We start from the raw sequence: 23,821 nt of genomic DNA on the forward strand, positions 1-23,821 counted from the left end.
AAGTTGAGAGTGGGGTTATATATACATCTAATTAGTTAATCTCTATCACTCATAGCTATCAATTTTCATGTTACATAAGCTACGCCAAATCAACATTATTCAACATACTATTACTATCTACGGCATTTGCCTTTATCTATACTAAGGATGGTCAGCGGCCATAAAACGGCATTGTAAAAAGCAACAGTGTAAAAGTCGTTGAAAACAATATTGATTAAAGTGGCGATAGCGCAATTTATCGCCTCCTACAACAATAACGATAAATAATAAATTACAAGATATTAAGGAGCAATTATATGGGTATGTTCAGTTTTGCAAAAGACATCGGTGAGAAGATTTTTAACCGTGATGATGCTAAGCATGACGCTAAAGCAGAAACCAAAGCGGATGCTAATACCCCAGTAAAAAGTAGCGAACCTTCTGCGCAGTCAGTTGCCAATATTTTACTACGCCGTATTCAGCAGCAACATCTGAATATCAGCAATTTAAAAGTAAAATATAATGGCTCAACAGACACGGCAGAAATCAGTGGTAAGGCTAAAACCCAAGCAGATCGTGAAAAAGCCATCATCGCTATCGGTAACGTGCAAAACGTTGCGAAAGTTATCGATAATATTGATATCGAAGAAGACGCCCCTGAATCTACTATGTATACGGTAAAATCTGGCGATAGCTTATCTAAGATTGCTAAAGAAGTTTATGGTTCAACAAGTGATTATATGAAGATATTTGAAGCCAATAAACCCATGCTTTCTGATCCAGATAAGATTTATCCGGGCCAAGTATTACGTATTCCTAAGCCATAATACCTTAATAAATATCTAAACATAGACGTTTAAAGTGATATGCCAATAAAAATGCCTCTTATGATATTAAGAGGTATTTTTTTGCTTAAAAAAATTTATGGTTCATGACGGTTAAGTTTAGCCTGCTGCTCTTTAATTGCCCAAGCGATATGTTCGTCGAGCATAGCACTATGTTGGCCTAATTTTGCTTCGAGCTCAGCGATTATGTCCCGACTAGCTTCCGCATTGCCAAGACCAATCGCGATATTACGTAAAAAATTCACGTAACCGGTGCGCCTAAGTGGGCTACCTTCGGTTTTTTTCAGAAACTCTGCTTCTTGCCATTGCCATAGCTCAAGCAAACTGCTGTTATCAAGATTGTGCCTTGGGGCAAAATCTTCTACGGGCGTGATATTGGCGTAGCGATTCCACGGACAAATAAGCTGACAGTCATCACAACCAAAGATACGATTACCGATAGCGCGGCGATATTTAGGATCAATAATGCCGTCGTGTTCGATGGTAAGGTAAGAGATGCAAGCAGACGCATTAAGCTCATAAGGCGCGACAATCGCTTGAGTAGGGCAGACATCGATACAAGCGCTGCAGCTGCCACAATGCTCTTTGACTGGTTCATCATCGGGTAGCTCAAGGCTCATAAAGAGCTCGCCGAGTACAAAAAATGAGCCAGCTTGTTTGTTTATAAGCAAGGTATGCTTGCCCGTCCAGCCAAGACCCGCTGCGTCTGCAATAGGACGCTCAAAGATAGGTGCAGAATCACTAAAAGGGCGAAAAATAAAGTCTTGCTCTGAACCAATATTAAGATGCTGCCATTCAGGAAGCATCGCTTCGATTGTTAATGCCAATTGCTTCAAGCGACTGCGCATCGTTTTATGATAGTCGCGTCCTCTGGCATAACGAGCAATGATACCTTGATTTGGATAAGCGTTATCAGTGACCGCACGCGGTGCGGGCGTTTGGGTTAAATAATCCATGCGTACGCTGATGATGGTTTTCGCGCCCTCTACCAGTTGTTCAGGATGCGCACGCAAATGATGGTTATTGTGCATAAACTGCAGCTGTCCCTCATAACCTTTGGCGAGCCATTGCTTTAAATGTTCTGTTTGCTGAATAAATAAAGGATGATGCACCGATAAAAAACCACAGTCAGCAAAGCCTAATGCTTGGGCTTGGGTTTTAATCCACTGTTTAACGTCTGCTGGCGTTGTAAAAGCTGATGCATTATGAACGGCAATTTTCGTTGGTTGCGCATGGTTAGGCGCAGAGGATGGCTGCGTATCTAAAGCCTGAGTATCCAGCGTCTGCGTATTTGGCGGCATTAATGGAGTAGATTGGGATTTGCTATTCATAAGCAGCTATAAATGATAATGTGAATAGCAGTATGATAAGCCAGTGAGCGAAGAGCGCAAGTGCTAAAGCAAATAAATCTATATTTATATAAATCTACAAGCCAACATAGAATTTAACGAAGCAGATAGCACTCATACGTCATCCTGTTATTAAAATAATAAAACCATCAAATAAAAAAAACGAGGATTAGCCATGACAATACCAACCGATTTATTTACAAATACCGCCATGCCTGTAGCGCTGTATAGCAGTAAGCAGATTTATGTCATGGAGCAGGAATGGTTTGCCCAGGGTCACGACAGTTTTGGTCTCATGAAACAAGCGGCATGGCAAATGGCGCACCATATTGTTGCGCTTTATGAGCAAAAAATGCGCGATACTCATGCCTCCACTCATACTAAAAATCAAAACCGCAATAAAGATAAGCGTCGAGCGAGTATCTGGGTAGGAAAAGGCAATAACGGCGGTGATGGTTGGTTGATTGCTTATTATTTGCAGCAAATGGGCTGGCAAGTACAAATCATCACCGTTGGCTTTGATATTCAGGATTTTGAGACAGCTGAGTCAACGCAACCATCTAACCAGAAAGATTCTTTATCTGATGCCAAAAAAGCGCTACAGATAGCGCTGTCTGCTAATTGTCCTTATCAGCGCTTCAAAGACACTAGTGCTAGTGATCAAGAGAAAGCAGGTAAATCGCTACAAGCGGACGTTTACGTTGATGCGTTATTTGGTATTGGTTTGGAGCGCGAGCCTGTTGGCATTTATAAGGAGGCGATTTGCGCCCTTAACGATGCCGCTCAGCATGAAGGCGCTTTGGTCATTGCTGTCGATATGCCAAGCGGATTGGTTGCTTCCACCGGCCAAGTATTTAAAAAAATCGCGGTGCAGGCTGATGCAACTTTATGTTTAACTGCGCGTAAATTTGGTTTGCATACCAACGATGGTATGGATTATAGCGGACAAGTGATTGATATCCCGCTGATACCTTATCAAATGGACAGTAAGGATTTTGCTCCAGCAGCCACATTAATGACGACTGCCCATCATTTGAGTCCACGCCGACAAAACAGTTATAAAGGCAGCTATGGCCATGTATTGGTCATTGGCGGCAACCGTATTGATGGCTCGCAAGGCATGGGCGGCGCTGCTATCCTTTCTGCTTCAAGCACGATGGCAACAGGGGCTGGTAAAATTACCGTCGCCTGTCATGAGGCATTTCACGGGGCGCTATTAACCTCACTGCCAGATGCGATGACGATAAATTTACATGACACAGATGGGGTAAAAAACCTCATCAAAGAAGCCAGTATTCTTGCCGTAGGCATGGGACTGGGCCGCGATGACAATGCAAAAGCGTTATTTATAAACTATATCCAAACTGCGATGGAAGAGAAAAAGTCCATAGTGATTGATGCTGATGGTCTCTACCATCTGGCGTCACTGCAAACAGATGAGCATAAACTGATAGGACAGCTAAAAGAATACAGCACTAAGCACCAAGTTTGCTTAACACCGCATAGTGGGGAAGCCGCTAGATTGTTAAATAAAAAGGTCAGTGAAGTAGAGGCTGATAGGCTAGCTGCGATAAAGCAGTGCGCCAAAATGTATGGTGGCAATTGGGTGCTAAAAGGCGCAGGCTCACTGGTTTTAGAGCAGAAGGTTAAGGAAAGCCAAGTCTATGTTTGCGGCGTTGGTAATGCGGGTATGGCAAGCGCAGGCATGGGCGATGTGCTATCAGGCGTGATTGCTGGCCTGCTAGCTCAGGAGGATTTGACTGAGGAAGCGCGTAGTTTGCACCAAGCGGTCCTGCTTCATGGACTGGCAGGCGACTGCTTAGTCAAGCAGACGGAAAAATTAAGCAACTCCAGCAATAATGCTAAGCCATTATTGGTAGGACAGCGGGGCTTACAAGCGCAAGATCTGCCCGCTGCCATTCGTCATGTTATGCAATTGATGACGGATTGAGCAGTTAATGACAATTTAACAGAGCGTATTAAATTTAAGTTGCAGAACCATTACAATATTGATTGATGGCTTGCTGCACACGTTCGCGTTTTAGCTCAATTTCGCGCCCATCTAAATATTGACGTTTGCCATTGGCATCCATCTCATAGATACGTCCGCCAACGTTTAGATTGGTTAAATTGTTACGTAATGACTGGCAACGCTGGGCATTGGCCTGTGCTTCTTGCTCTTTAATACGTGCCTCTAACTGAGCAACGCGCTGATCTTCCGCACTTTGCGGTGCCGCTTGATTGGCTTCGGTCTTGCCTGCCAATTGTCCCGCGTTACTTTGTCTACCGTCACTGCGAAACTCAATCACTTCAACATTTCTGCCATTCTGCGGCGCATGTTGGCTGTATTTTACTTCACCATACGCGCCGATAGACTTATAGACCTGAATGGCATGGCTGGCATTGATTGGCAGCATGAGCATGCACGCCGTGCTGATACTCATAAGCAGTTTGGCAGCGGTATTTATGGTAGACGTAGATGCCGTGGTAACAATTGCCATAGTGACAAACCTCTTAATAGGTAAGAAACGGATGTATTTATCAGCTAAGGATAATATTTCATCGTCTTGATAACAATATAAATACACCAGCTTCTGATTTTAGCAAATAATACTTATAAATGTATATTGTTTAATAACTAATAGTTAGGGATAGGGTTTAGAAATTTTTCTTGACAATAGTGCTCAAACCATCGAATATAATAACAGTTGATTGGTCAGTGAGCGGCTTTTATAAATTGCCGTGGCACTTGAAAATAAGGACTACGGGTTGCTTATCAGTAGCTTGTTTAGCTTTATTTTCTTTGTGACAATGATATGGAGTAGAGCGCCATTATCACAATGGTTATCAAAATCTATATTTATTGTCTGCGGACTTATCTGTCTACAATGACTAAGATAAACTTATTATTTCTGTGTTTTGTAAGATTTGGCTGTAATAAACAATAGGGCACAATGTGTTATTTTAACAACGACTCATTAAACACGTTATAAGGTTTAGTAATCCTGTAACACGGCAATCGTTTTGAGTTTTGTTTTGTAGGCTGCCTCCATTTATTTATTACTAGCGTAAGCTTGTATTCCTCGTAAATAGTAAGCCTCTTTTATAGATGCATTCGCATCTTGTCACTGTTCACCGATAACATCCTGTCACAACACTGACCTTCTATATATTGCTGTGTTTGAGTGCCATGCTGTCTGATAAAACAGCGTTACTTAAATATAGTGGGCACACATTCTTGATATGGATAAGAATTGGCCGTCATTTTATGAAACGAACAACCCTGTACAAACAGTGTTTTCTTGTCTAAATGAGCGCAAATTCTTACCACAAAAAAAGGTGATGACAGTGACGCAAACCACGCAAAGTCCGAACATGACTGGACATACCCAAACGGGTAATGCCGCCAAAAATTTTGAAGAAAAGCAGCAACGCCTTGCTGAAGGTAGCGAGCAGCCTGTGATGCTGTCTGGCGCTGAGATGTTGGTGCAAGCACTAACGGATGAAGGGGTCAAATACATTTTTGGTTACCCAGGCGGCGCCGTTCTGCATATCTATGATGCCTTGTTTCAACAAGAAAATATTGAACACATTTTAGTGCGTCATGAACAAGCAGCCGGGCATATGGCAGATGCTTATTCGCGCGTGACCGGTCAGACAGGTGTGGTCTTGGCGACATCAGGTCCGGGCGCGACCAATACGGTGACGGCGATTGCCACCGCTTATATGGATTCGGTGCCGATGGTGGTCATTTCAGGTCAGGTACCTAGTAGCCTAATCGGTGAAGATGCCTTCCAAGAAACCGATATGGTCGGCGTATCGCGTCCTATCGTCAAGCATAGCTTCCAAGTGCGCCATGCTAGCGAAATCCCAATGATTGTCAAAAAAGCCTTTCACATTGCCCAGTCTGGACGCCCAGGCCCGGTAGTCATTGACGTGCCAAAAGATATGACGGCGCCAAGCGAAAAGTACGCTTATGCTTATCCAAAAGATGTGTTTATACGCTCATATCAGCCATCACTAAAAGGTCATACGGGTCAAATCAGAAAAGCCGTTGAAACTTTATTGTCGGCGCAGCGTCCGGTTGTTTATGCGGGCGGTGGGGTAATATGGAGCAAAGCCAGCGAGGAGCTGACCGAGCTTGCGCATCGCTTAAACTTGCCCGTGACCAATACGTTGATGGGCTTAGGCACTTTCCCCGGTTCTGACAGTCAGTTCTTGGGTATGCTTGGCATGCATGGCACCTATGAAGCCAATATGAGTATGCATCATGCCGACGTCATTTTGGCAATCGGTGCGCGTTTTGATGACCGTGTGACCAATAATGTCAAAAAATTCTGTCCGAATGCGACGATTATTCATATCGATATTGATCCGGCGTCCATTTCAAAAACCATTAATGCGCATATTCCAATCGTGGGCGATGTCAAATCTGTCCTCACCGATATGCTAAGTATTATCGGCGATGATAAACAGCTTGAGCAACATGCACTGCTAGATTGGTGGGCGCAGATTAATGAGTGGCGCAAGCGTCACGGCCTGCGCTATGACACCAGCACTGACGATGGTATTAAGCCTCAAGCGGTCATACAAGCCTTAGATAAAGTGACCAATAGTAACGCCATTATCACAAGCGACGTCGGTCAGCATCAAATGTTTGCGGCGCTTTACTATACTTATAACGAGCCGGGTCAGTGGTTAAACTCAGGCGGTTTGGGCACCATGGGCGTTGGCTTGCCGTATGCCATGGCAGCAAAACTTGCCTATCCTGAGCGCGACGTCGTTTGTATTACTGGTGAAGGCTCTATTCAGATGAATATTCAAGAGCTTTCAACCTGCTTACAATATAACTTGCCCGTCAAGATTTTGAACTTAAACAACGCGCAGTTAGGTATGGTTAAGCAGTGGCAAGATATGCTGTACGAAGGTCGTCATGCGCAGTCTTATATGAACTCACTACCAGACTTTGTAAAACTGGCTGAAAGCTATGGTCATGTCGGTATTAAGATTACGGATCCTGCGACGATGGAAGCGCAGTTGGCTGAAGCCATGGCAATGACAGACAAATTGGTATTCATTGACGTTTATGTCGATCGTAATGAGCATGTATATCCGATGCAAATCGCTGGGCAAGCGATGCGTGATATGTGGTTAACAAAAGGGGAGCGTACCTAATGCAACAACAACATCTGATTTCGGTATTGATGGAAAACGAAGCGGGTTCGTTGTCGCGGTTAGTCGGCTTGTTTTCCCAGCGCGGCTACAATATCGAGACCCTAAACGTCGCGCCTACCGATGACCCCAGTATTTCACGCTTGACGGTTACAACGATTACCTCGCCCGAAAGTATTGAGCAAATCACCAAGCAATTGCATAAATTGATTGAAGTGGTTAAAGTGCTAAACCTAACAGATAATGTACACGTTGAGCGCGAGCTGATGCTCATCAAAGTACGGGCGACAGGCGGCGTACGTGAAGAGATCAAACGCAGTGCCGATATTTTCCGTGCTCAAATCGTTGATGTGACTTCTAATCTATACACCATTCAAATCGTTGGTGACAAAGCCAAGCTTGACGGCTTTATCGATGTGATTGGTCGCGAACGCATTATGGAAGTGGTGCGTTCGGGTGTGATTGGCATTGCACGCGGCGAAAAAACACTCAGCTTATAATTTTATAATCTTTATTAAAAACCTTAATTTATTATCAACAGCGCGCTCATCTTAACCAGCACATTACGATTGTGGTTAGAGCAAGAGCGCTTATTATCCATGGCCAGCCATGTTTTAGGAAAAGGACTCTACTTATGAACGTTTATTATGATAAAGACTGTGATCTATCAATCATCCAAGGCAAAAAAGTCGCGATTATTGGTTATGGTTCACAAGGCCATGCGCACGCGCTTAATCTACAAGATTCTGACGTCGATGTAACGGTTGGCCTACGCGCTAACTCAAGCTCGTGGAAAAAAGCGGAAAACGCGGGTCTAAAAGTTGCAGAAGTAGAAGAGGCGGTAAAAGCCGCTGACGTCGTGATGATTTTGACGCCTGATGAGTTCCAAAAACAGCTTTATAGCGACGTGATTGAACCAAATATCAAAGAAGGTGCGACGCTTGCTTTCGCCCATGGTTTTGCCATTCATTATAACCAAGTAGAGCCACGTATCGACCTTGACGTCATTATGGTAGCTCCTAAAGCGCCAGGTCACACGGTGCGCTCTGAATTTACCAAAGGTGGCGGTATTCCAGATCTTATCGCGGTCTATCAAGATGCGTCAGGTCAAGCCAAACAATTAGCATTGTCTTATGCTGCTGGCGTGGGTGGTGGCCGTTCAGGTATCATCGAAACTACCTTTAAAGATGAAACCGAAACTGACTTATTTGGTGAGCAAGCGGTGCTTTGTGGCGGCGCGGTAGAGCTGGTCAAAATGGGTTTTGAAACCCTAACTGAAGCAGGTTATGCACCAGAAATGGCTTATTTTGAGTGCTTACACGAGCTTAAGCTTATCGTAGACCTTATGTATGAAGGCGGTATCGCTGACATGAACTACTCAATCAGTAACAACGCTGAATACGGTGAATATGTCACTGGTCCTGAAGTCATCAATGAGCAATCACGCGAAGCCATGCGTCATGCGCTAAAACGCATCCAATCTGGCGAATACGCAAAGATGTTTATCAATGAAGGCGCAACCAACTATCCGTCAATGACAGCCCGTCGTCGTAACAACGCTGCGCATCAAATCGAAATCACAGGTGCTAAATTGCGCGGCATGATGCCTTGGATTGGCGGTAACAAAATCATCGATAAAGACAAAAACTAATTTGTTAATAAGCACTTAATTAGCTATCTAATCTTTTAGCATTTAAAGCTTAATCATTTAGCATTTCAAACCCGTGTTATCGCTTGATAGCACGGGTTTTTTAATAGGTGTCATTTCAATAAGCTAAAGGAAATTACCACAGTAAGCGCTTGCTACTGGTTGAAAACTCATCATCACTGCCTCATATACATAGACTTGATTATTTTTATAAATGACGTTGTTTGATTTAAAGCATCGTTATATTTAATTCACTGTTTTATTTACATGGCAGTTAGCGAAGCCAAACGCTTATCAATTATCTAGGCGCTTGATTTTCTTATTTTTTATTGATTACAGGTTGTGTGTTGTGCAAATAGCAAATCTTAACTGGCTAACGCCGCAATTCGCTTACATTACTCTGAGTGCTGTCGTGGCTGTTTTGATATGGATAGAAGGGGAGATGCTCAAGCGCAGCAAAGGTAAGCTGCCCCAATCCAAGTTTTTTCGAATCAGCTCCTTGCTTGATACCGCTTGGTTTTTTGTCTCTACGCTTGCCTTATACGTCATTGACTTAGCGCCGTTAGCGATTGCCGTTCCAGTGGCTTATAGTATTTATACCATATATGGCTGGATATACGGCACCCGACTGCTTAAACGTAAAGGCATACCAGACTCGCCAAAAGATTTGGTCGTTCCAGCTAAGTATATTGCCTATAGCCAATCGTTTTCCTTGATATTTTTTGCGCTGTGTTTGCTGGTTTTATTATCACCGTGGTTACCGCTACCGATATAAATATATTTTTAGATATTTTATTATTTGTGTAATGAGTAATTAAAATCAGCCATCATTCGTTAATTATTGAATTATTATAAGAATCAAAGCTTTAAGTTAAAAATACTAGTTTTATATTAACATTTACAGTAGGCGGTAATTGTTTACAAAAAAAAGTAATTTAACCTGTTGCAGTTGAGAAAAGCTGTTATAATCAGCTTGTACTCGTAGGATTTTAGGCAAGAACTCATCGGTTATCTTGTAGATATATCAAGGGTTTAGGCCAAAGCATCTAGCAAAAATACTTGAGTATATAACAATCAATCGGTGGCGACAGACGTCTCACCAACAGTTAAAGAGTTAGGAAAATTTATGTCAGAGAAAGTTGAAGGCACTGTAAAGTGGTTTAATGAAGCTAAAGGTTTTGGTTTTATCGCTCAAGACAATGGCGGACAAGACGTATTCGCTCACTACAGCGCTATCCAAGGTAACGGCTTCAAAACTCTAGCCGAAGGCCAAAAAGTGTCTTTCATCTTAGGTGATGGCAAAAAAGGCCCACAAGCTGAGCAAATCGAAGCTATCTAATCTTAGTGATTATTGAGTAAGGCTGATTTATCAGTCTATTTGATAATAAAAGATGATCGATAAGTATTGATTCCTTTGTTTGTTAAAACAATAAAAATACTGTTTAGACTTTAAAAAAAAGCAACCATTTATCAGGTTGCTTTTTTTATGAAATTTTTTTGCTGTAAGCTAAGGCTGAGAATGTGGGCTTATCATTGAGTTTAAACAGAGAAGCACTTATTTTGTTAACATATTTATTTACTAAAACCCAATAAAAAAGGTTAGCGTATGGACTGGAAAACGTGGCTTTCAATTGAATGGCAGCAAGTAGTCGGCATTGCTATAACGGCGCTTGGGTTATATTTAGCGCTCATCCTGTTCACGCGCGTGATGGGATTGCGCAGTTTCTCCAAGCTGTCAAGCTATGATTTTGCCATGACTGTTGCTATTGGCAGCGTATTGGCGTCAACCATCCTAACGGACAGCCCGTCGTTGTCGCAAGGTTTAATCGCCGTCGCCGTTTTATTTCTTATTCAAGGGACGATTTCGCTTATTCGGCGTAAGGTTAAACCGCTAAAATCGCTGATCGATAATCAAGCGATTATATTAATGGCACACGGTGAGTATTTTTGCGATAATTTAGAAGAGGCCAATCTGACAAAAAGTGATGTTCAGGAAGTATTGCGTAAAAATGGGCTAAAATCGAAGAGTGAAGTATTTGCCGTTATTATGGAAACGACGGGCGATATGAGCGTGATTAAAAATGACAACACGACACCAGACTGGTCGTTATTTGATGACATTCGTGACAGTCACTTACTAATTCATCCCCAAAAGCAGTCTGATGACGCATCCTGAGGGTAAAAAAGTCCGCTTGAGAGATAATAACAAAACAGTCAATCATTGGAAGATTGAACATGCTATAAAGGTTAAAGCTTTTAATCAGATCAATCGACTATTTTGGCGCTTATAGACAGTTTTTGCAACAATGGTGACAAATTTATGACGCATTATTCACGGCGTTGTCTTGACCTTATCCCTGTGCTCACGCAAGATAGACGGGTCTGATAATAACGGTTGGCTTAGCTTTAACAGGATTTAATGGTTTACTTTTAAATTTTTATTCTTAGTAAATAGCAATCTGAGTAAATACTAAATAGTAAATTACGAGATAGTAGGTTACGAGTAGTAAACAACACACATTATGCCAAGGCACTTTTGGTGCGTGGCTTATGAATGGCTGTTTTAAATCTTTGTTAATGGGGTAATAACCTTTAGTAGTATTTTGAACGACAATTTGCACAACAGTTTGAAAAAAAATGAACCTTTGGTTCTTAATTAGTAGTTTTAATTCATAACATTAATAAACGAGGAACGTATGAAAGCATTAGTAGCGGTCAAGCGTGTCATTGATTACAACGTAAAAGTTCGTGTAAAAGCTGATAATTCGGGCGTGGATTTATCTAACACTAAAATGTCAATCAACCCTTTTGATGAAATTGCCGTTGAAGAAGCGGTTCGTCTAAAAGAAGCGGGCGTGATTGATGAAGTGATTGTTGCTTCAATTGGTCCAAAAGAATCACAAGAGCAGATTCGTGCCGCTTTGGCATTGGGCGCTGATCGCGGTGTTTTGGTAGTGACTGATGAAAAACCTTATCCACTACAAGTCGCCAAAATCCTAAAAAATATCGCTGAAACTGAGTCTACAGATATTATTCTGCTCGGTAAACAAGCGATTGATGACGACAATAACCAAACTGGTCAGATGCTCGCGGCATTGATGGGTATCGGTCAGGGTACGTTTGCGTCAGAAGTCAAAGTTGAAGGCGATAAAGTAAACGTCACGCGTGAAATCGACGGTGGTTTGCAAACGCTAGCGCTTGAGCTACCAGCGGTTATCACCACTGACTTACGCTTAAATGAGCCACGTTATGCGAAATTGCCTAACATCATGAAAGCGAAGAAAAAGCCACTTGATGAAAAAACGCCTGCCGATTTTGGTGTGGATATGACTTCTAAGCAAGAAATTATCAAAGTCGTGCCACCTTCTGAGCGTAAAGCGGGTATCAAGGTAGGTTCAGTTGACGAGTTGGTCGATAAGCTAAAAAATGAAGCAAAAGTTATCTAATACTTGAGTCATTTAATACTTTGCTACGACATATCATGTGCAAAGTCGTGATACCTAATCGGTTTAATATTTAAGCTGGATTGATAGCACACTTTGTACACCAACAACCGCATGAATAGATGATACGAATAAATAAAGGATAAAAACAATGGCAATTTTGGTATATGCAGAACATGACAATGCCAGTCTAAAAAAGGCAACTTTAAACACTATCGCTGCTGCTAAGCAAATAGGCGATGATGTTCACGTATTGGTCGCTGGTAGCGGTGCGCAAGCGGCAGCTGATGAAGCGGCAAAAGCTGAAGGCGTGACAAAAGTTTTATTGGCAGATAATGCGGCTTATGAGCATCAATTGGCAGGCAATATCGCGCTATTGGTAGCTGATATCGCTAGTGATTACAGCCATATCATCGCCGCTGCTACTACCACTGGTAAAAACTTTATGCCACGTGTAGCGGCTTTACTTGACGTGAGCATGTTGTCAGAAATCTCTGCGGTAGTAGACGCAAATACATTTGAGCGTCCTATCTATGCAGGTAACGCCACGGCAACCGTTAAGACCTCAGAAGATAAAGTTGTATTGACGGTTCGTACAACAGCTTTTGATCCTGTTGCAAGCGAAGGCGGTTCAGCGACTGTGGAAACCATCGATAACGTGCAAGATTCTGGTAAAGCAAGCTTTGTAAATGAAGAGATGGCAAAATCTGACCGTCCTGAATTGACCTCAGCAAGTATCGTCGTTTCTGGCGGCCGTGCATTAGCAAATGGTGAAAACTTCACTAAATACATCGAGCCACTAGCTGATAAGCTTGGCGCTGCGGTTGGCGCGTCACGTGCCGCTGTTGATGCAGGCTATGTACCAAACGATATGCAGGTTGGTCAAACGGGTAAAATCGTGGCACCGCAGCTATATATCGCAGCTGGTATCTCAGGCGCGATTCAGCATTTAGCCGGTATGAAGGATTCTAAAGTCATCGTTGCTATCAATAATGACCCAGAATCGCCTATTGCTAGCGTAGCTGATTACTTCTTAGAAGCCGATTTGTTTGAAGCGCTGCCTGAGCTAACTAGCAAAATCTAGTCGTTACTTATTGCATGAGGCATGAAGTAAAAAAGCCCGCTATGTTTATAGCGGGTTTTTTTGTGCCTTCTCTAAATGATTTTAAGCATAATTTCTTTGACGCAACGTCTCATACAAGCATAATGACCCTGCAATGGCGACATTCAGGCTTTCTTGCCCGTTAGGCTGCGGTAAGGCGATAGGGGTTGCGCATTGCATCAGCTCGTCGCACACGCCTTGGCCTTCGTGACCCATAATCCAAGCGATTGGGTTTCTTAAGTCATGTTGATAAATCACGGTATCGGTATGCGAGCTGGTGGCAAATAGCGGCGTTTGCACATGGTCTAAAATATCTTGCACGCTTAAACCCTCATAAATGCTGAGGGCGAATTGTGCGCCCATTCCTGCTCTGAGCGTTTTTGGCGACCACGCTTGTGCTGTCGCACTGGTGCAGAGTATGTTTTTGATGCCGACCGCTGCGGCAGTACGCAGTAACGTACCGACATTACCGCTGTCTTGCACATCGTTCAAAATTAGACAATCATCATTGATGGCTGCAAGACTCGGCGTTGGGATATGAATCAGCGCCATGATATCGATGCCAGTTCCTAAACTGCGAATACTCTCATACAGGGTATCCGATACAGCCAAAATAGGCGTGTAAGTTGGCAGACGCGTTAATATCTGCTGAACTTCAGGATGCTGCTGCGCCGATTCAGACAGCAATATTTGCACAAATGGGTAATCGCTACGCAAGGCGGCATCGATAAGATGTACGCCCTCAATCACGGTTTGACCTTGTTTTTTACGCTGGCGCGCTTGTGTCAATAAGCCTTTGACCAATTTGATGGTGGTGTTCTTATCTGAGGTAATAAGCTCGGTGGGATTTGCTACCATAATGGATCGCTTAAAGAAAAATATAAAGAGTTTGAATAGTGAGCGTAAAGACGATGATTTATACCGCTATACGCCGACAATTATCAAAATAAGTACAGCTGATTTATTTAGTAGCGTGCTTTAAATGCAAGTCTTTAACGTAATCGACTTCATTTTTGCTGCCAAGAACCACAGGGACACGTTGGTGAATATCGCTTGGTTCTATGTCTAAGATACGCTGCACCGCGTCAGTAGCAGCGCCACCCGCGCGCTCAATCAATAAGCTCATCGGGTTGGCTTCATACATCAAACGCAGCTTTCCTGCTTTATTAGCGTCTTTAGTGTCAAATGGATAGGTGAATAAGCCGCCGCGACATAAAATACGATGCACATCACCGACCATGGCTGCAACCCAGCGCGTGTTAAAATCGCGGCCACGCACACCTGTCTTGCCAGCAATGAGCTCATCGATATATTGCTGCATCGGCGCTTGCCAGTAGCGATAGTTAGAAGCATTGATAGCATACTCGCTAGTATCAGCAGCAATCTGGACGTCTTCTTTTATAAGTACATATTCATTACTATCAGGGTCGAGGCTAAACATCACGACATTATCAGTGATGGTTAATGCTAGTACCGTAGAGGTGCCATATAACAAATAACCGGCGGCTAACTGCTGCTTTCCTGCTTGCAAGAAATCGCTATTTTCACTGACTTGACCTTGGCGCTGGTAGGGTAAAATAGAAAAGATAGTACCGACGGCCATATTAATATCGATATTTGATGAGCCATCAAGTGGGTCGAACAATACCAATAGACTGCCATCAGCATTGGCAGGGGTGGCATCGTCAAGCTCTTCAGAGGCAACGCCCGCACAATGGCTATTTTTTGCCAAAGCTTCTAATAATAAATCGTTAGCTAAGACGTCCAGTTTTTTTTGTTCTTCACCTTGGACGTTTTGGTTGCCTGCTTCCCCTAAAATATCTGCTAATGCCCCTTTTCTGAGTAGCTGTGAGATGGTTTTACCAACATCAGTCACGGTGGTAATAACGTCATTAAGGGCAGGATTGCTCGCATGAGCGTTTAGATAGTTTGCTAAGGTTGTCATAAGGCTTCCTAATAAAGCTATTGAAATAAATATTTTTAAAATTAAGACAAGTGAAGGTAAAAAGTATATGAAGATGTGAGAGTTGGTTAAGCTACATTTAGTCCGCCTAAATTTAGCAATTTTTTAAATACCCAGCAAGGCGTCTTTGTCCTGACCACAAAATCAGCTACACTAGCGCTATGATTATTTATTTATCGTTTTAATAAGCAGTTTTTTAATGTTGTCTGCTATAAATCTGTCGGCGCTGGCAAATAAAACGACAACATCTATTTTTAAAGTTGTCCGTCATTGCACTAAATTGTAGCAAATAAGCGCCAAAATGTCCTTGTCTCTGTTCCTAACGACCGTAAAACGCATAAATAATGATTGTCACCTCATATAACCTAACAATAAAGACGTGCCATTATGTCAAATTCTATCGATAGCCGCTCAGCCCAAACCGTTTCGCCCACTGATTATGCCAAATTCGACCCTGAGACCATTCATCAACAGCTTAATACCTCGCTCAGTCGTCCGCAGCTGAATAACGATGGCAGTATTCGCCATTTCTTAGGGGTGGAGGGATTGAGTAAGGCGCAACTGCAGACGATTATTGCCAAAGCAGAGACATTTTTTGATGATAATGGTCAACTGATTAATCGCCCTGAGCTTGACGGTTATACGGTGATGAATTTGTTTTTTGAACCGTCAACACGCACGCGCACAACCTTTGAAGTCGCCGAAAAACGTCTTGGTGCCAATGTACTCAATATCGATATCGAGCGCTCTAGTACCAAAAAAGGCGAGAGCTTGCGCGATACGCTGTGGAATCTACAAGCGATGACGGCGGATATCTTTGTGGTGCGGCATTCAGCGTCAGGCGCGGCGCACTTTATGGCGACAGAAGTGACGCCAGACATTGCCATTATTAACGGCGGTGACGGCTGGCATGCACATCCAACCCAAGGTATGCTCGATATGTTGACCATTCACCGTGAAGCGCCGCGCCCATTTGAAGAATTGTCCGTCGCTATTATCGGCGATATTAAGCATTCACGGGTCGCGCGCTCAGATATCAGCGCGCTACAAACCTTAGGCGTCAAAGATATTCGCGTCTGTGCGCCGCGTACCTTGTTACCTAAAGGCATTGAGCGTTTTGGCGTGCAAGTTTATGAAGATATGAATGAATGTGTCAGCGACTGTGACGTCATTATGGGATTAAGAATACAAAATGAGCGTATTGGCTCGCCGCTGCTGGCCTCATCGAGTGAATACTACAAGCATTATGGGATTACCCCTGAGCGGCTGGCGCTTGCCAAGCCCGATGCGCTAGTGATGCATCCAGGGCCGATGAACCGCGGGGTTGAAATTGCCTCAAGCGTTGCCGATGGCGACCAATCTGTCATTCTAAAGCAGGTAAATAATGGTATCGCTATTCGTATGGCAGTATTATCACTAGCGATGGAAGGTCAGCGCGCCCATCAAGCTGCGCGTCAATAATACGCTGCTACGCTGTTTTATATTTATTTATCCCATTTTATTGATACGGTAATAAGCTCATGTCTACTATGCTAACTACAGATACACCGATAATTAATCAGCTTCCTCAAGCATTTAAAGACGCACTACCAAGCGCGGCAACAGATAAATTGGCTTCATTTAAATCAGAGGGTGATATGTGGCTGCTACCGCCACTAGTTGATTTGTGTGCCCGCCTACGTGAACCGGGGCAACAACAACATGGCACCTTGGAGTCAGAAGGGCGCGCCGCCCGTGCCAATGGTTTTCTGCATGTGGTCATCCCACCCGATACCAACCCTATTTTAGAAAACGGCTCGCTGTTAAAAGGCTTGCGCGAGCGTGCGCTGAGCGATGGCGGTATTTATTTGCACATTCTGGGCGCGTTGACCGCAGGTTTAGAAGGCGAGCGCCCATCGAATATTGCGGGTCTGAAAAAAGGTGGCTGCATCGCGGTTTCGAACGCGCGTCGACCTTTTCGTAATGACTTAGTGTTACTGCGCACACTGGAGTACGCCGCGACTTTTGGCATGAAAGTATTCTTTTATCCTGACGAGCCAAGCTTGTCGGGTGATGGGGTCGCGCATGAAGGCTACATTGCTTCCTACCATGGTTTGCAGGGGATTCCTTGGATTGCCGAAACGGTCGCCTTATCAACGCAGTTGCTTATGGTAGAAGAAACGGGTATTGCCGCGCATTTTAGTCAGTTATCTTGTAAGTCTTCGATTGAGCTGATGCGCTGGGCCAAAGATAAGGGTCTGCCTGTCACTTGTGATGTGGCGATGCATCAGCTGTATTTAACCGATGATAATTTAAAAGGCTTTAATGCCCAAGCTTACGTGCTACCGCCGCTGCGTAGTAATACCGATCAGCAAGCCATCCGTAGCGGTCTAAAAGATGGCACCATTGACGCGATTTGCAGTCATCATGAACCGCTAAACAGCACGGCTAAAAAAGCCCCGTTTGCCGAGAGCACGCCCGGTATCTCAAACTTTGATACCTTTATGGCGCTGGCGTGTCAATTGGTACGTGATGAGATATTAACGCTTGAGCAGCTGGTCGATAAAATATGCTTCAATCCGGCAAAAATTGCTGGTATTAGTGAGCAATATGAAAACATCGGCGGTGCAGTATTGGTGGATCCGAACCTAGAGTGGCAAGTAACCACTGAGTCTATGCTATCAAATGGTAAAAACACCCCCTTCTTTAATGAAAAGCTACAAGGGCGCGTGGTGGAGACTTTCTTTGGCTAATTTGTCCCGACAGGATGACAGCCTGCCATCATCCTCGAAGGATAACGAACTAGAAATCAGCCAACAGCATCCACCGCGCAGTCGCGCTAGTACCGCTAGCGAATCGATCAAAGCAGTCGCCATATATGAAGTTGTAAAAGGAATCGGCGCGCTATTAGGGGCAGTGGCGTTATGGACATGGCATAACGACCTTGAGCGCTGGCTTGCGACGGCGACAGCGTCGTGGCAGCAAGCCTTTGGACAGCTACTGGCACCGCAAGTTGCTAGTGCGGTCAGCATCGCCCAGCAGGCAAGTAAAAATTGGCCAGTATTTTTACTACTCATTTTTGCCTATGCCAGTCTGCGCTTCCTTGAAGCCTATGGTTTGTGGCAAGACAAAACATGGGCCTATTGGTTTGGGGTATTAGGCTACGGAATCTTTATTCCGATTGAGCTTTATTATTTGTTTGCCAGTCCGTTTGACTGGTTTAAACTTGCCATCTTGGTATCAAATATTATTATTATCATTGTGGTTTATCGCAATATGAAGCGTAAAGGTTTGATATAAAAACGGTTAAAAGCGCTCGATTCCCGATCCCGATACCCATAAAAAGGCCAGTATAAGCTGTTATCTTATACTGGCCTTTTATAATTGAACTTATTGGGGCTTAAGTGAACTTGGATAAAGCTATATCTTTACGCCTTTCTCATCTATGCGAATGCTTTTGGCCACTTTCCCAACGCTCAAACCTTGTACCAAAATAGAGAATATGACCACCGCATAAGTAAGCGCCAATAAAATGTCGCGCTCACTGCCCGCTGGTAGCTGCAACACCAAAGCAACCGAAATCCCGCCCCGTAATCCACCCCATGTCAGCACCTTCCACGCGCCTTTTGGCAAATCAAGCTGACGGTGAAAGGTTTTGGTGGTCATACCAACAACGATAAAGCGTGCCAGCAAAGCGATAACAATTGTTAAGCCCGCGGCAATAAATAGATGACCCGAATACGCAATCATCACTACTTCAAGCCCGATTAACACAAATAAAATAGCGTTAAGAATCTCATCGATTAATTCCCAAAACAAATCAATATAATGCCGCGTTTTATCACTCATCGCCAGTGCGCGCCCGCGATTACCTACCATTAAGCCCATCATCACCATCGCAAGCGGCCCTGATAAATGCCAGTGGCTGGCGAGCGCGTAACCGCCTATCACCCCTGCAAGCGTTAGTAATACTTCTTCTTGGTAACTATCGATGCTCTTTAGCATGTAATATAAAATTGCCCCAAGCACCAAACCAAAGACTATGCCGCCGCCAGCTTCTACCGCTAAGGTATGGGCGACATAATTGGCGGTTGGAATATCGCCGCTCGATAAAATACCGAGCAGCAGCACAAAGATAACCACCCCAATGCCATCATTAAATAAGGATTCACCGGCAATAACGGTTTCAATACTTTTCGGCGCGCCAGCTGATGCCAAAATCCCCATCACGGCAATCGGATCGGTTGGTGATATCAAAGCCCCAAATAATAAGCACCACAAAAATGACAGCCCAAAGCCAAATAGCGGCAACATAAAGTAAAGGGCCGCGGCAATCAGTAGCGCTGATACGAGGGTACCAAGGCAAGCAAGAATGCCGATGGGCAGTTTATAACGCTTTAAGTCGCTAATATTGACGTGCAATGCGCCGGCAAATAACAACATAGACAGCATGCCATCTAACAAAACCTCGGTAAAATCAAGCTGCTCTAATAAACTTACCTCATAATCAATCAGCTTATCAAAACCTAAAAAGCCTAAAAATATCGCGGCCATAGACAACAAAATAGAGATGACCATCACGCCAATCGTCGTCGGTAGGCCGATAAAGCGATGATTCACATAAGTCAGTAAAGCGGTAATCGATAAAAATATCGCGCTGATTTCAAGTATGCTCAGGCTGCTTGTAGGGGTCATGAAAAAAGTCTCAAATAGTGATAAAAAATGGTCCTACGCTTAGGAGAATGTCAGTATTTATATGGCGAGATTTAAGTGGCTATTAACGTCACGTTTTTATGTGCAGTTGGCTATAGAGGCGCTTATTTTAGCGCTCACCTTGATTGCGTTCGTAGTGCTTGATGAATGTGATCGTTAAATTTAGGCGCATAGGCAAAATATTGATGCTGGGCATCGTCGTTAACAATAAATTGCCGCGCGTTTTGGCACATAGCCACTAAGTCAGCGACCAATTCTTGATAGTTTAGATTGTCTTGTCCTGCGTGTTCAATCAGGGTTAACTCGTGCAATAGCGTTTGCTGCTGGGCATCGTTGACTTTAGCATAATTGAGATCAACCATTGCCTGACAAAGCGCCTTTAATACCATCAAATCTGCCGTTGCATAACGACGTATCTCACCAAGCGAGGCATCAATAAAGTCGGATATGTTGGGGGTATGAGTCACGACGGCCAATATGGCGGCGCGTGACTTATTTTTGTTACTGCCAGTGTTATCGTTGTCCGTAGCTATTTTATTTGATGCCGATTTATCTGGCGATGCTGTATAAAAATGATAGGGGCTAGGCGGCTGGCGACGCATCATAATGCTTAAACAAGCGGTCAGTGATTGAACACAATTCACCGCCGTTTTTGGATCATTAATACCGGGTGATAAAGCGCGGACAGCGATTTCAGTCATTTGTCCTAAGCTATAAGCAATATCATCAGAGTGAGTCGAGCGCTGCTCAATACGGATACAACCAGCAAGGCGTTGCCAAAACATGCCATCGGGTGCACGCGGCACGATAGCAAGATTTGGCGTGTTGGTTTGTTGGCGGTTGTCTGGATGGTCGGCTGGACGTTGATAAAAATATCCAATCACATTTTTATCGGTGACAAAATCGCCAAGATTGGCGTTTATTTGCACCACGCCTGCATAATCTTGGCTTAAGATGATAAGTGACTGCAGATAGATTTGCTGCAAGTAGCCTGAACTTGAGGCGTAAATTGGCGTGGCAGGCCAAGTATGAAACTGTTCAACATCCTGATGCTCAACGTTACGTTGATGCGCGATATTGCAGCGGTCGTTATACCAATAATGGATATTTTTAATCGCATCATTGCTGGCGCCTTGAATCACGTGTGAGGCCTGAATGGCGTGCACCATATGCTGCACAAAATACACCAATAGTAAAGCGCAAATAATCGCCATAATAATAGCAAAGGTCACGGCCAACTGCGGCACACCAAAGGCCACGTCGTATTTATGGATGGCTTTTAGGACCAATAAGCTATAACTAAAGGTGCCAATAAACGCGCCTAACACAAACTGATTGGGTGTGTCGGTCAAAAAATTACGCAGCAATCTGGGGCCAAACTGCGAAGATGCCATAGACAACACGGCAATCGTAATCGAAAACGTCGTACCAGCAACGCCTAACACTGAACCTGCAATGGTGGTCATGATAGCGCGCGCGGCCTCATCATCGCCGGTAAAGGCAAAACTTAGCTCCCTGACGGTTTCACGGTCGAAATGTTCATCGATGGTGACCAATAAAGGCGCCAGTAGAATACCGGTCAACACACAAGCGGACGGAATAAACCAATAAGAGCCAATCAGCTGCTGCCATAGATTTCTTAGGCGATCGGGTAAATCCATTATCGTCTGTAGCGACCATAATTGGGTAAATTGCTTTAGCCCGTGTGTGATTGCGTGCAATACGGATGTAAACCAGCCATTTTTAGGGTGTTTATCCAACGTGATACGCTCCAAAAACGCCTTAAAAAATTAAGCAAAGTCTTATTGATAAGAACTGCCACGTTATAGTCAGGTCAAGATAAAATCGCTACATTAGTAAGCAGTGCGTCTGCTATAAATTTTCCTTGCTTACTGTTATCACAGAGGCTACGGAAAATTCATCCCAGCTGCACGGTATCTATACAATATATTAGCAAAACGATACTAAGCTAACTTCTCGTAGGCTTATCCGCTTCGGTAATAATATCGCTTCTACTGCTCGCTGAACTATCATATATAGAAGCTTTATCTTCATTAACATCTTTAGGGATAAGGATTTCATTATTACGCGCATCGCATTCCACATCGCTGTCTTTATCATAAGCGATAGGATCAAAATCCGGCGTGACGTTAACCCGAACTTTATCTTTTTTAGCTAAGCGATTAGCGGTCTCGTCGTTGAATTTTCCAAAAAGCTTGGATCGATTATTTTTTGTTAAACCTGCTTCATTTCCCTCTGCTTTTTTACGCGGCTCACTGTGGGCAAAAATCGCATTTAATGGCACATCTAATTGCTGTTTGGCATAGGCTTCTGTATTCTCAAAGCGATGCACCAGCAAGCTTAGCCAAGGTTTTTGCTCCTCTGGGTTCATCTCATCGAGCTCATCTTTAATCGGCAACGGATAGGGCAGGGTGCAATAAAAGTCCCATAAGGTCATTTTGCTCAAATCTTTTTTTAGCACATAATCTTCTTCTTCCGTCATGGTGATGAGATTGCTGTCTTGCAAGTAATTAATATAGGTATACCATTTTGGCAGCTCTTTGCGTCCTAAGACATTACGCAGCGCCTGCTCGCTCACCGCTTCGCCCTTTAGATGACAGGTATAAATGAGGTTTAACATATCGAGCAAACTTAGGAGCGGATGGCGCGGATAAACTTCTTCTGTCTCAAAAATGGTCAAGGTATAGCTAATCTCAACGCCCAATAAAATCAAATTCCACGACAAATATATCCACAACAAAAAAATTGGCAGCGCAGCAAATGCCCCGTAAATGGCTTCATAGCTGGTAAAGTTCGCCATTACCGTACCAAAAAGGTGCTTCATCAGCTCAAAGATGATAGCCACAAAAACACCTGCAATGGCGGCGTTTCTTGCAGGGACACGCGCTTTTGGAATGAACCAATACATACTGATAAAGCCAGCTACTGTGACGGCAATGGAGACGACTTGGATCCAAAACGACCAGTCGATACCGTAACCGGCGATTTGTCGATTTAAAAAACTTAAACTTTGTACCGTACTTGAGACGATAAATGCGGTGCCTAAAATCAGCGGGCCCAGTGTTACGATGGTCCAGTAGCGCAGGATGCTCTTCATGCCGCCGGAGCGATTTTCCACCCGCCAGATTTGGTTAAAAGCGCGCTCAATGGTCGTCAAGGTCATGATGGTGGTAAAAAATAACACCATTGAACCGATGATGGTCAGATTTGATGATTTTTCAGCGAAGTTATTGATGTATTTGCTGACTTGTAAGCTCGATTGCGGCAGCAAGTTGCTATATATCACTTCATAAATCTGCGCTCTGACCGACGCAAGCGCTGGCACTGACGACAAAATCATCAACAGTACCGTTAAGATAGGCACAATAGACAATAGCGTCGTATAAGTTAGCGATGCTGCTTTTTGTTGGCAGTTGTCTTCAAAAAAGTGCCGCGTCAAAAAACGTAGAAACTGAAACCAGCGTTGGTGCAAAAAGGGGAGTTTTTTTAGTATATTTTCCATAACAACCATTTAACGGCAATAAGAGTGCAAATAGTGTAGCAAAAATAGACATCCACAATCTGCCGCTGAATTGTGTCAAAATGCACTAGGGCGTGTCATCAATTA

At 43.7% G+C, this 23,821-nt stretch carries 20 protein-coding genes; 13 read left to right on the forward strand and 7 right to left on the reverse strand.

What is annotated here, in order from left to right; genetic code table 11:
- Positions 1-296 precede the first annotated feature (296 nt).
- A complete protein-coding gene (lysM, locus tag B4240_RS00785) occupies positions 297-806 on the forward strand; it encodes a peptidoglycan-binding protein LysM (protein ID WP_296236295.1) in 510 nt (169 codons plus the stop codon).
- A gap of 95 nt (positions 807-901) precedes the next feature.
- Here the strand turns inward: lysM and queG are convergent, their stop codons facing one another.
- The gene (queG, locus tag B4240_RS00790) at positions 902-2,125 is read right to left on the reverse strand and encodes a tRNA epoxyqueuosine(34) reductase QueG (RefSeq protein ID WP_414707062.1); all 1,224 of its coding nucleotides are present in this window, start codon (positions 2,123-2,125) and stop codon (positions 902-904) included.
- 223 nt (positions 2,126-2,348) lie between these two features.
- Between queG and B4240_RS00795 the strand changes: the two genes are divergently transcribed.
- Positions 2,349-4,124 carry an NAD(P)H-hydrate dehydratase gene (locus B4240_RS00795; RefSeq protein ID WP_296236297.1) on the forward strand — a complete coding sequence of 592 codons (1,776 nt, stop codon included), beginning with the start codon at positions 2,349-2,351 and terminating at the stop codon, positions 4,122-4,124.
- A gap of 34 nt (positions 4,125-4,158) precedes the next feature.
- Here the strand turns inward: B4240_RS00795 and B4240_RS00800 are convergent, their stop codons facing one another.
- A complete protein-coding gene (locus tag B4240_RS00800; RefSeq protein WP_296236298.1) occupies positions 4,159-4,674 on the reverse strand; it encodes a DUF4124 domain-containing protein in 516 nt (171 codons plus the stop codon).
- An 841-nt stretch (positions 4,675-5,515) separates the two neighbouring features.
- On the opposite strand from B4240_RS00800, the gene B4240_RS00805 reads away from it, so the two are divergent.
- The 8 genes from B4240_RS00805 to B4240_RS00840 all read left to right on the forward strand — a co-directional run bounded on the left by B4240_RS00805 (position 5,516) and on the right by B4240_RS00840 (position 13,520).
- On the forward strand, positions 5,516-7,348 hold the full coding sequence (locus B4240_RS00805) for an acetolactate synthase 3 large subunit (RefSeq protein ID WP_296236312.1): 1,833 nt from the start codon (positions 5,516-5,518) through the stop codon (positions 7,346-7,348).
- The gene (gene ilvN, locus B4240_RS00810; RefSeq protein ID WP_296236299.1) at positions 7,348-7,845 is read left to right on the forward strand and encodes an acetolactate synthase small subunit; all 498 of its coding nucleotides are present in this window, start codon (positions 7,348-7,350) and stop codon (positions 7,843-7,845) included. Before B4240_RS00805 ends, ilvN begins: the two co-directional genes overlap by 1 nt.
- 134 nt (positions 7,846-7,979) lie before the next feature.
- Entirely contained in the window at positions 7,980-8,996 is a 1,017-nt protein-coding gene (ilvC, locus tag B4240_RS00815) for a ketol-acid reductoisomerase (protein ID WP_296236300.1), read from the forward strand.
- A gap of 346 nt (positions 8,997-9,342) precedes the next feature.
- Positions 9,343-9,768 (forward strand): hypothetical protein, encoded by a 426-nt coding sequence (locus B4240_RS00820; protein WP_296236301.1) that lies wholly within the window; start codon positions 9,343-9,345, stop codon positions 9,766-9,768.
- 351 nt (positions 9,769-10,119) lie between these two features.
- On the forward strand, positions 10,120-10,332 hold the full coding sequence (locus B4240_RS00825; protein ID WP_068408416.1) for a cold-shock protein: 213 nt from the start codon (positions 10,120-10,122) through the stop codon (positions 10,330-10,332).
- A 267-nt stretch (positions 10,333-10,599) separates the two neighbouring features.
- A complete protein-coding gene (locus tag B4240_RS00830) occupies positions 10,600-11,169 on the forward strand; it encodes a DUF421 domain-containing protein (protein WP_296236302.1) in 570 nt (189 codons plus the stop codon).
- Positions 11,170-11,689: 520 nt separating this feature from the next.
- Positions 11,690-12,439 (forward strand): electron transfer flavoprotein subunit beta/FixA family protein, encoded by a 750-nt coding sequence (locus tag B4240_RS00835; protein WP_296236303.1) that lies wholly within the window; start codon positions 11,690-11,692, stop codon positions 12,437-12,439.
- 148 nt (positions 12,440-12,587) lie between these two features.
- Entirely contained in the window at positions 12,588-13,520 is a 933-nt protein-coding gene (locus B4240_RS00840; protein ID WP_296236304.1) for an electron transfer flavoprotein subunit alpha/FixB family protein, read from the forward strand.
- An 81-nt stretch (positions 13,521-13,601) separates the two neighbouring features.
- On the opposite strand, the gene B4240_RS00845 is transcribed toward B4240_RS00840, so the two are convergent.
- Both B4240_RS00845 and B4240_RS00850 read right to left on the reverse strand, forming a co-directional pair.
- A complete protein-coding gene (locus B4240_RS00845) occupies positions 13,602-14,396 on the reverse strand; it encodes a TrmH family RNA methyltransferase (RefSeq protein WP_296236305.1) in 795 nt (264 codons plus the stop codon).
- A 103-nt stretch (positions 14,397-14,499) separates the two neighbouring features.
- Positions 14,500-15,483, reverse strand: a complete 984-nt coding sequence (locus tag B4240_RS00850; protein WP_296236306.1) for a class 1 fructose-bisphosphatase — start codon at positions 15,481-15,483, stop codon at positions 14,500-14,502.
- 405 nt (positions 15,484-15,888) lie between these two features.
- Here B4240_RS00850 and B4240_RS00855 point away from each other — a divergent pair, with 405 nt between their 5' ends.
- From B4240_RS00855 to B4240_RS00865, 3 genes are read left to right on the forward strand one after another with little or no spacing between them, the layout of a single operon-like run.
- On the forward strand, positions 15,889-16,962 hold the full coding sequence (locus tag B4240_RS00855; RefSeq protein WP_296236307.1) for an aspartate carbamoyltransferase catalytic subunit: 1,074 nt from the start codon (positions 15,889-15,891) through the stop codon (positions 16,960-16,962).
- Positions 16,963-17,021: 59 nt separating this feature from the next.
- On the forward strand, positions 17,022-18,233 hold the full coding sequence (locus B4240_RS00860) for a dihydroorotase (RefSeq protein WP_414707061.1): 1,212 nt from the start codon (positions 17,022-17,024) through the stop codon (positions 18,231-18,233).
- Complete coding sequence (locus B4240_RS00865; RefSeq protein ID WP_296236308.1) at positions 18,226-18,780, forward strand: DUF2127 domain-containing protein; 555 nt, start codon at positions 18,226-18,228, stop codon at positions 18,778-18,780. The genes B4240_RS00860 and B4240_RS00865 overlap by 8 nt, the downstream gene beginning before the upstream one ends.
- A gap of 120 nt (positions 18,781-18,900) precedes the next feature.
- Here the strand turns inward: B4240_RS00865 and B4240_RS00870 are convergent, their stop codons facing one another.
- From B4240_RS00870 to B4240_RS00880, 3 genes are all read right to left on the reverse strand, one after another.
- On the reverse strand, positions 18,901-20,175 hold the full coding sequence (locus B4240_RS00870; protein ID WP_296236309.1) for a cation:proton antiporter: 1,275 nt from the start codon (positions 20,173-20,175) through the stop codon (positions 18,901-18,903).
- Positions 20,176-20,309: 134 nt separating this feature from the next.
- Positions 20,310-21,968, reverse strand: coding sequence for a DUF2254 domain-containing protein (locus B4240_RS00875; RefSeq protein WP_296236310.1), 1,659 nt, complete (start codon positions 21,966-21,968; stop codon positions 20,310-20,312).
- 194 nt (positions 21,969-22,162) lie between these two features.
- Positions 22,163-23,716, reverse strand: coding sequence for a YihY family inner membrane protein (locus B4240_RS00880; protein WP_296236311.1), 1,554 nt, complete (start codon positions 23,714-23,716; stop codon positions 22,163-22,165).
- Positions 23,717-23,821 lie beyond the last annotated feature (105 nt).

This window comes from Psychrobacter sp. UBA5136 (genome assembly GCF_002414005.1).
In the GTDB taxonomy this organism is placed as follows: Bacteria; Pseudomonadota; Gammaproteobacteria; order Pseudomonadales; family Moraxellaceae; genus Psychrobacter.

Excerpts from the sequence above, each read along its gene's own strand:
- lysM (WP_296236295.1), top strand. The coding sequence starts at position 297 with ATGGGTATGTTCAGTTTTGCAAAAGACATCGGTGAGAAGATTTTTAAC.
- queG (WP_414707062.1), bottom strand. The coding sequence starts at position 2,125 with ATGCCGCCAAATACGCAGACGCTGGATACTCAGGCTTTAGATACGCAG.
- B4240_RS00795 (WP_296236297.1), top strand. The coding sequence starts at position 2,349 with ATGACAATACCAACCGATTTATTTACAAATACCGCCATGCCTGTAGCG.
- B4240_RS00800 (WP_296236298.1), bottom strand. The coding sequence starts at position 4,674 with ATGGCAATTGTTACCACGGCATCTACGTCTACCATAAATACCGCTGCC.
- B4240_RS00805 (WP_296236312.1), top strand. The coding sequence starts at position 5,516 with ATGACAGTGACGCAAACCACGCAAAGTCCGAACATGACTGGACATACC.
- ilvN (WP_296236299.1), top strand. The coding sequence starts at position 7,348 with ATGCAACAACAACATCTGATTTCGGTATTGATGGAAAACGAAGCGGGT.
- ilvC (WP_296236300.1), top strand. The coding sequence starts at position 7,980 with ATGAACGTTTATTATGATAAAGACTGTGATCTATCAATCATCCAAGGC.
- B4240_RS00825 (WP_068408416.1), top strand. The coding sequence starts at position 10,120 with ATGTCAGAGAAAGTTGAAGGCACTGTAAAGTGGTTTAATGAAGCTAAA.
- B4240_RS00830 (WP_296236302.1), top strand. The coding sequence starts at position 10,600 with ATGGACTGGAAAACGTGGCTTTCAATTGAATGGCAGCAAGTAGTCGGC.
- B4240_RS00835 (WP_296236303.1), top strand. The coding sequence starts at position 11,690 with ATGAAAGCATTAGTAGCGGTCAAGCGTGTCATTGATTACAACGTAAAA.
- B4240_RS00840 (WP_296236304.1), top strand. The coding sequence starts at position 12,588 with ATGGCAATTTTGGTATATGCAGAACATGACAATGCCAGTCTAAAAAAG.
- B4240_RS00845 (WP_296236305.1), bottom strand. The coding sequence starts at position 14,396 with ATGGTAGCAAATCCCACCGAGCTTATTACCTCAGATAAGAACACCACC.
- B4240_RS00850 (WP_296236306.1), bottom strand. The coding sequence starts at position 15,483 with ATGACAACCTTAGCAAACTATCTAAACGCTCATGCGAGCAATCCTGCC.
- B4240_RS00855 (WP_296236307.1), top strand. The coding sequence starts at position 15,889 with ATGTCAAATTCTATCGATAGCCGCTCAGCCCAAACCGTTTCGCCCACT.
- B4240_RS00860 (WP_414707061.1), top strand. The coding sequence starts at position 17,022 with ATGTCTACTATGCTAACTACAGATACACCGATAATTAATCAGCTTCCT.
- B4240_RS00870 (WP_296236309.1), bottom strand. The coding sequence starts at position 20,175 with ATGACCCCTACAAGCAGCCTGAGCATACTTGAAATCAGCGCGATATTT.
- B4240_RS00880 (WP_296236311.1), bottom strand. The coding sequence starts at position 23,716 with ATGGAAAATATACTAAAAAAACTCCCCTTTTTGCACCAACGCTGGTTT.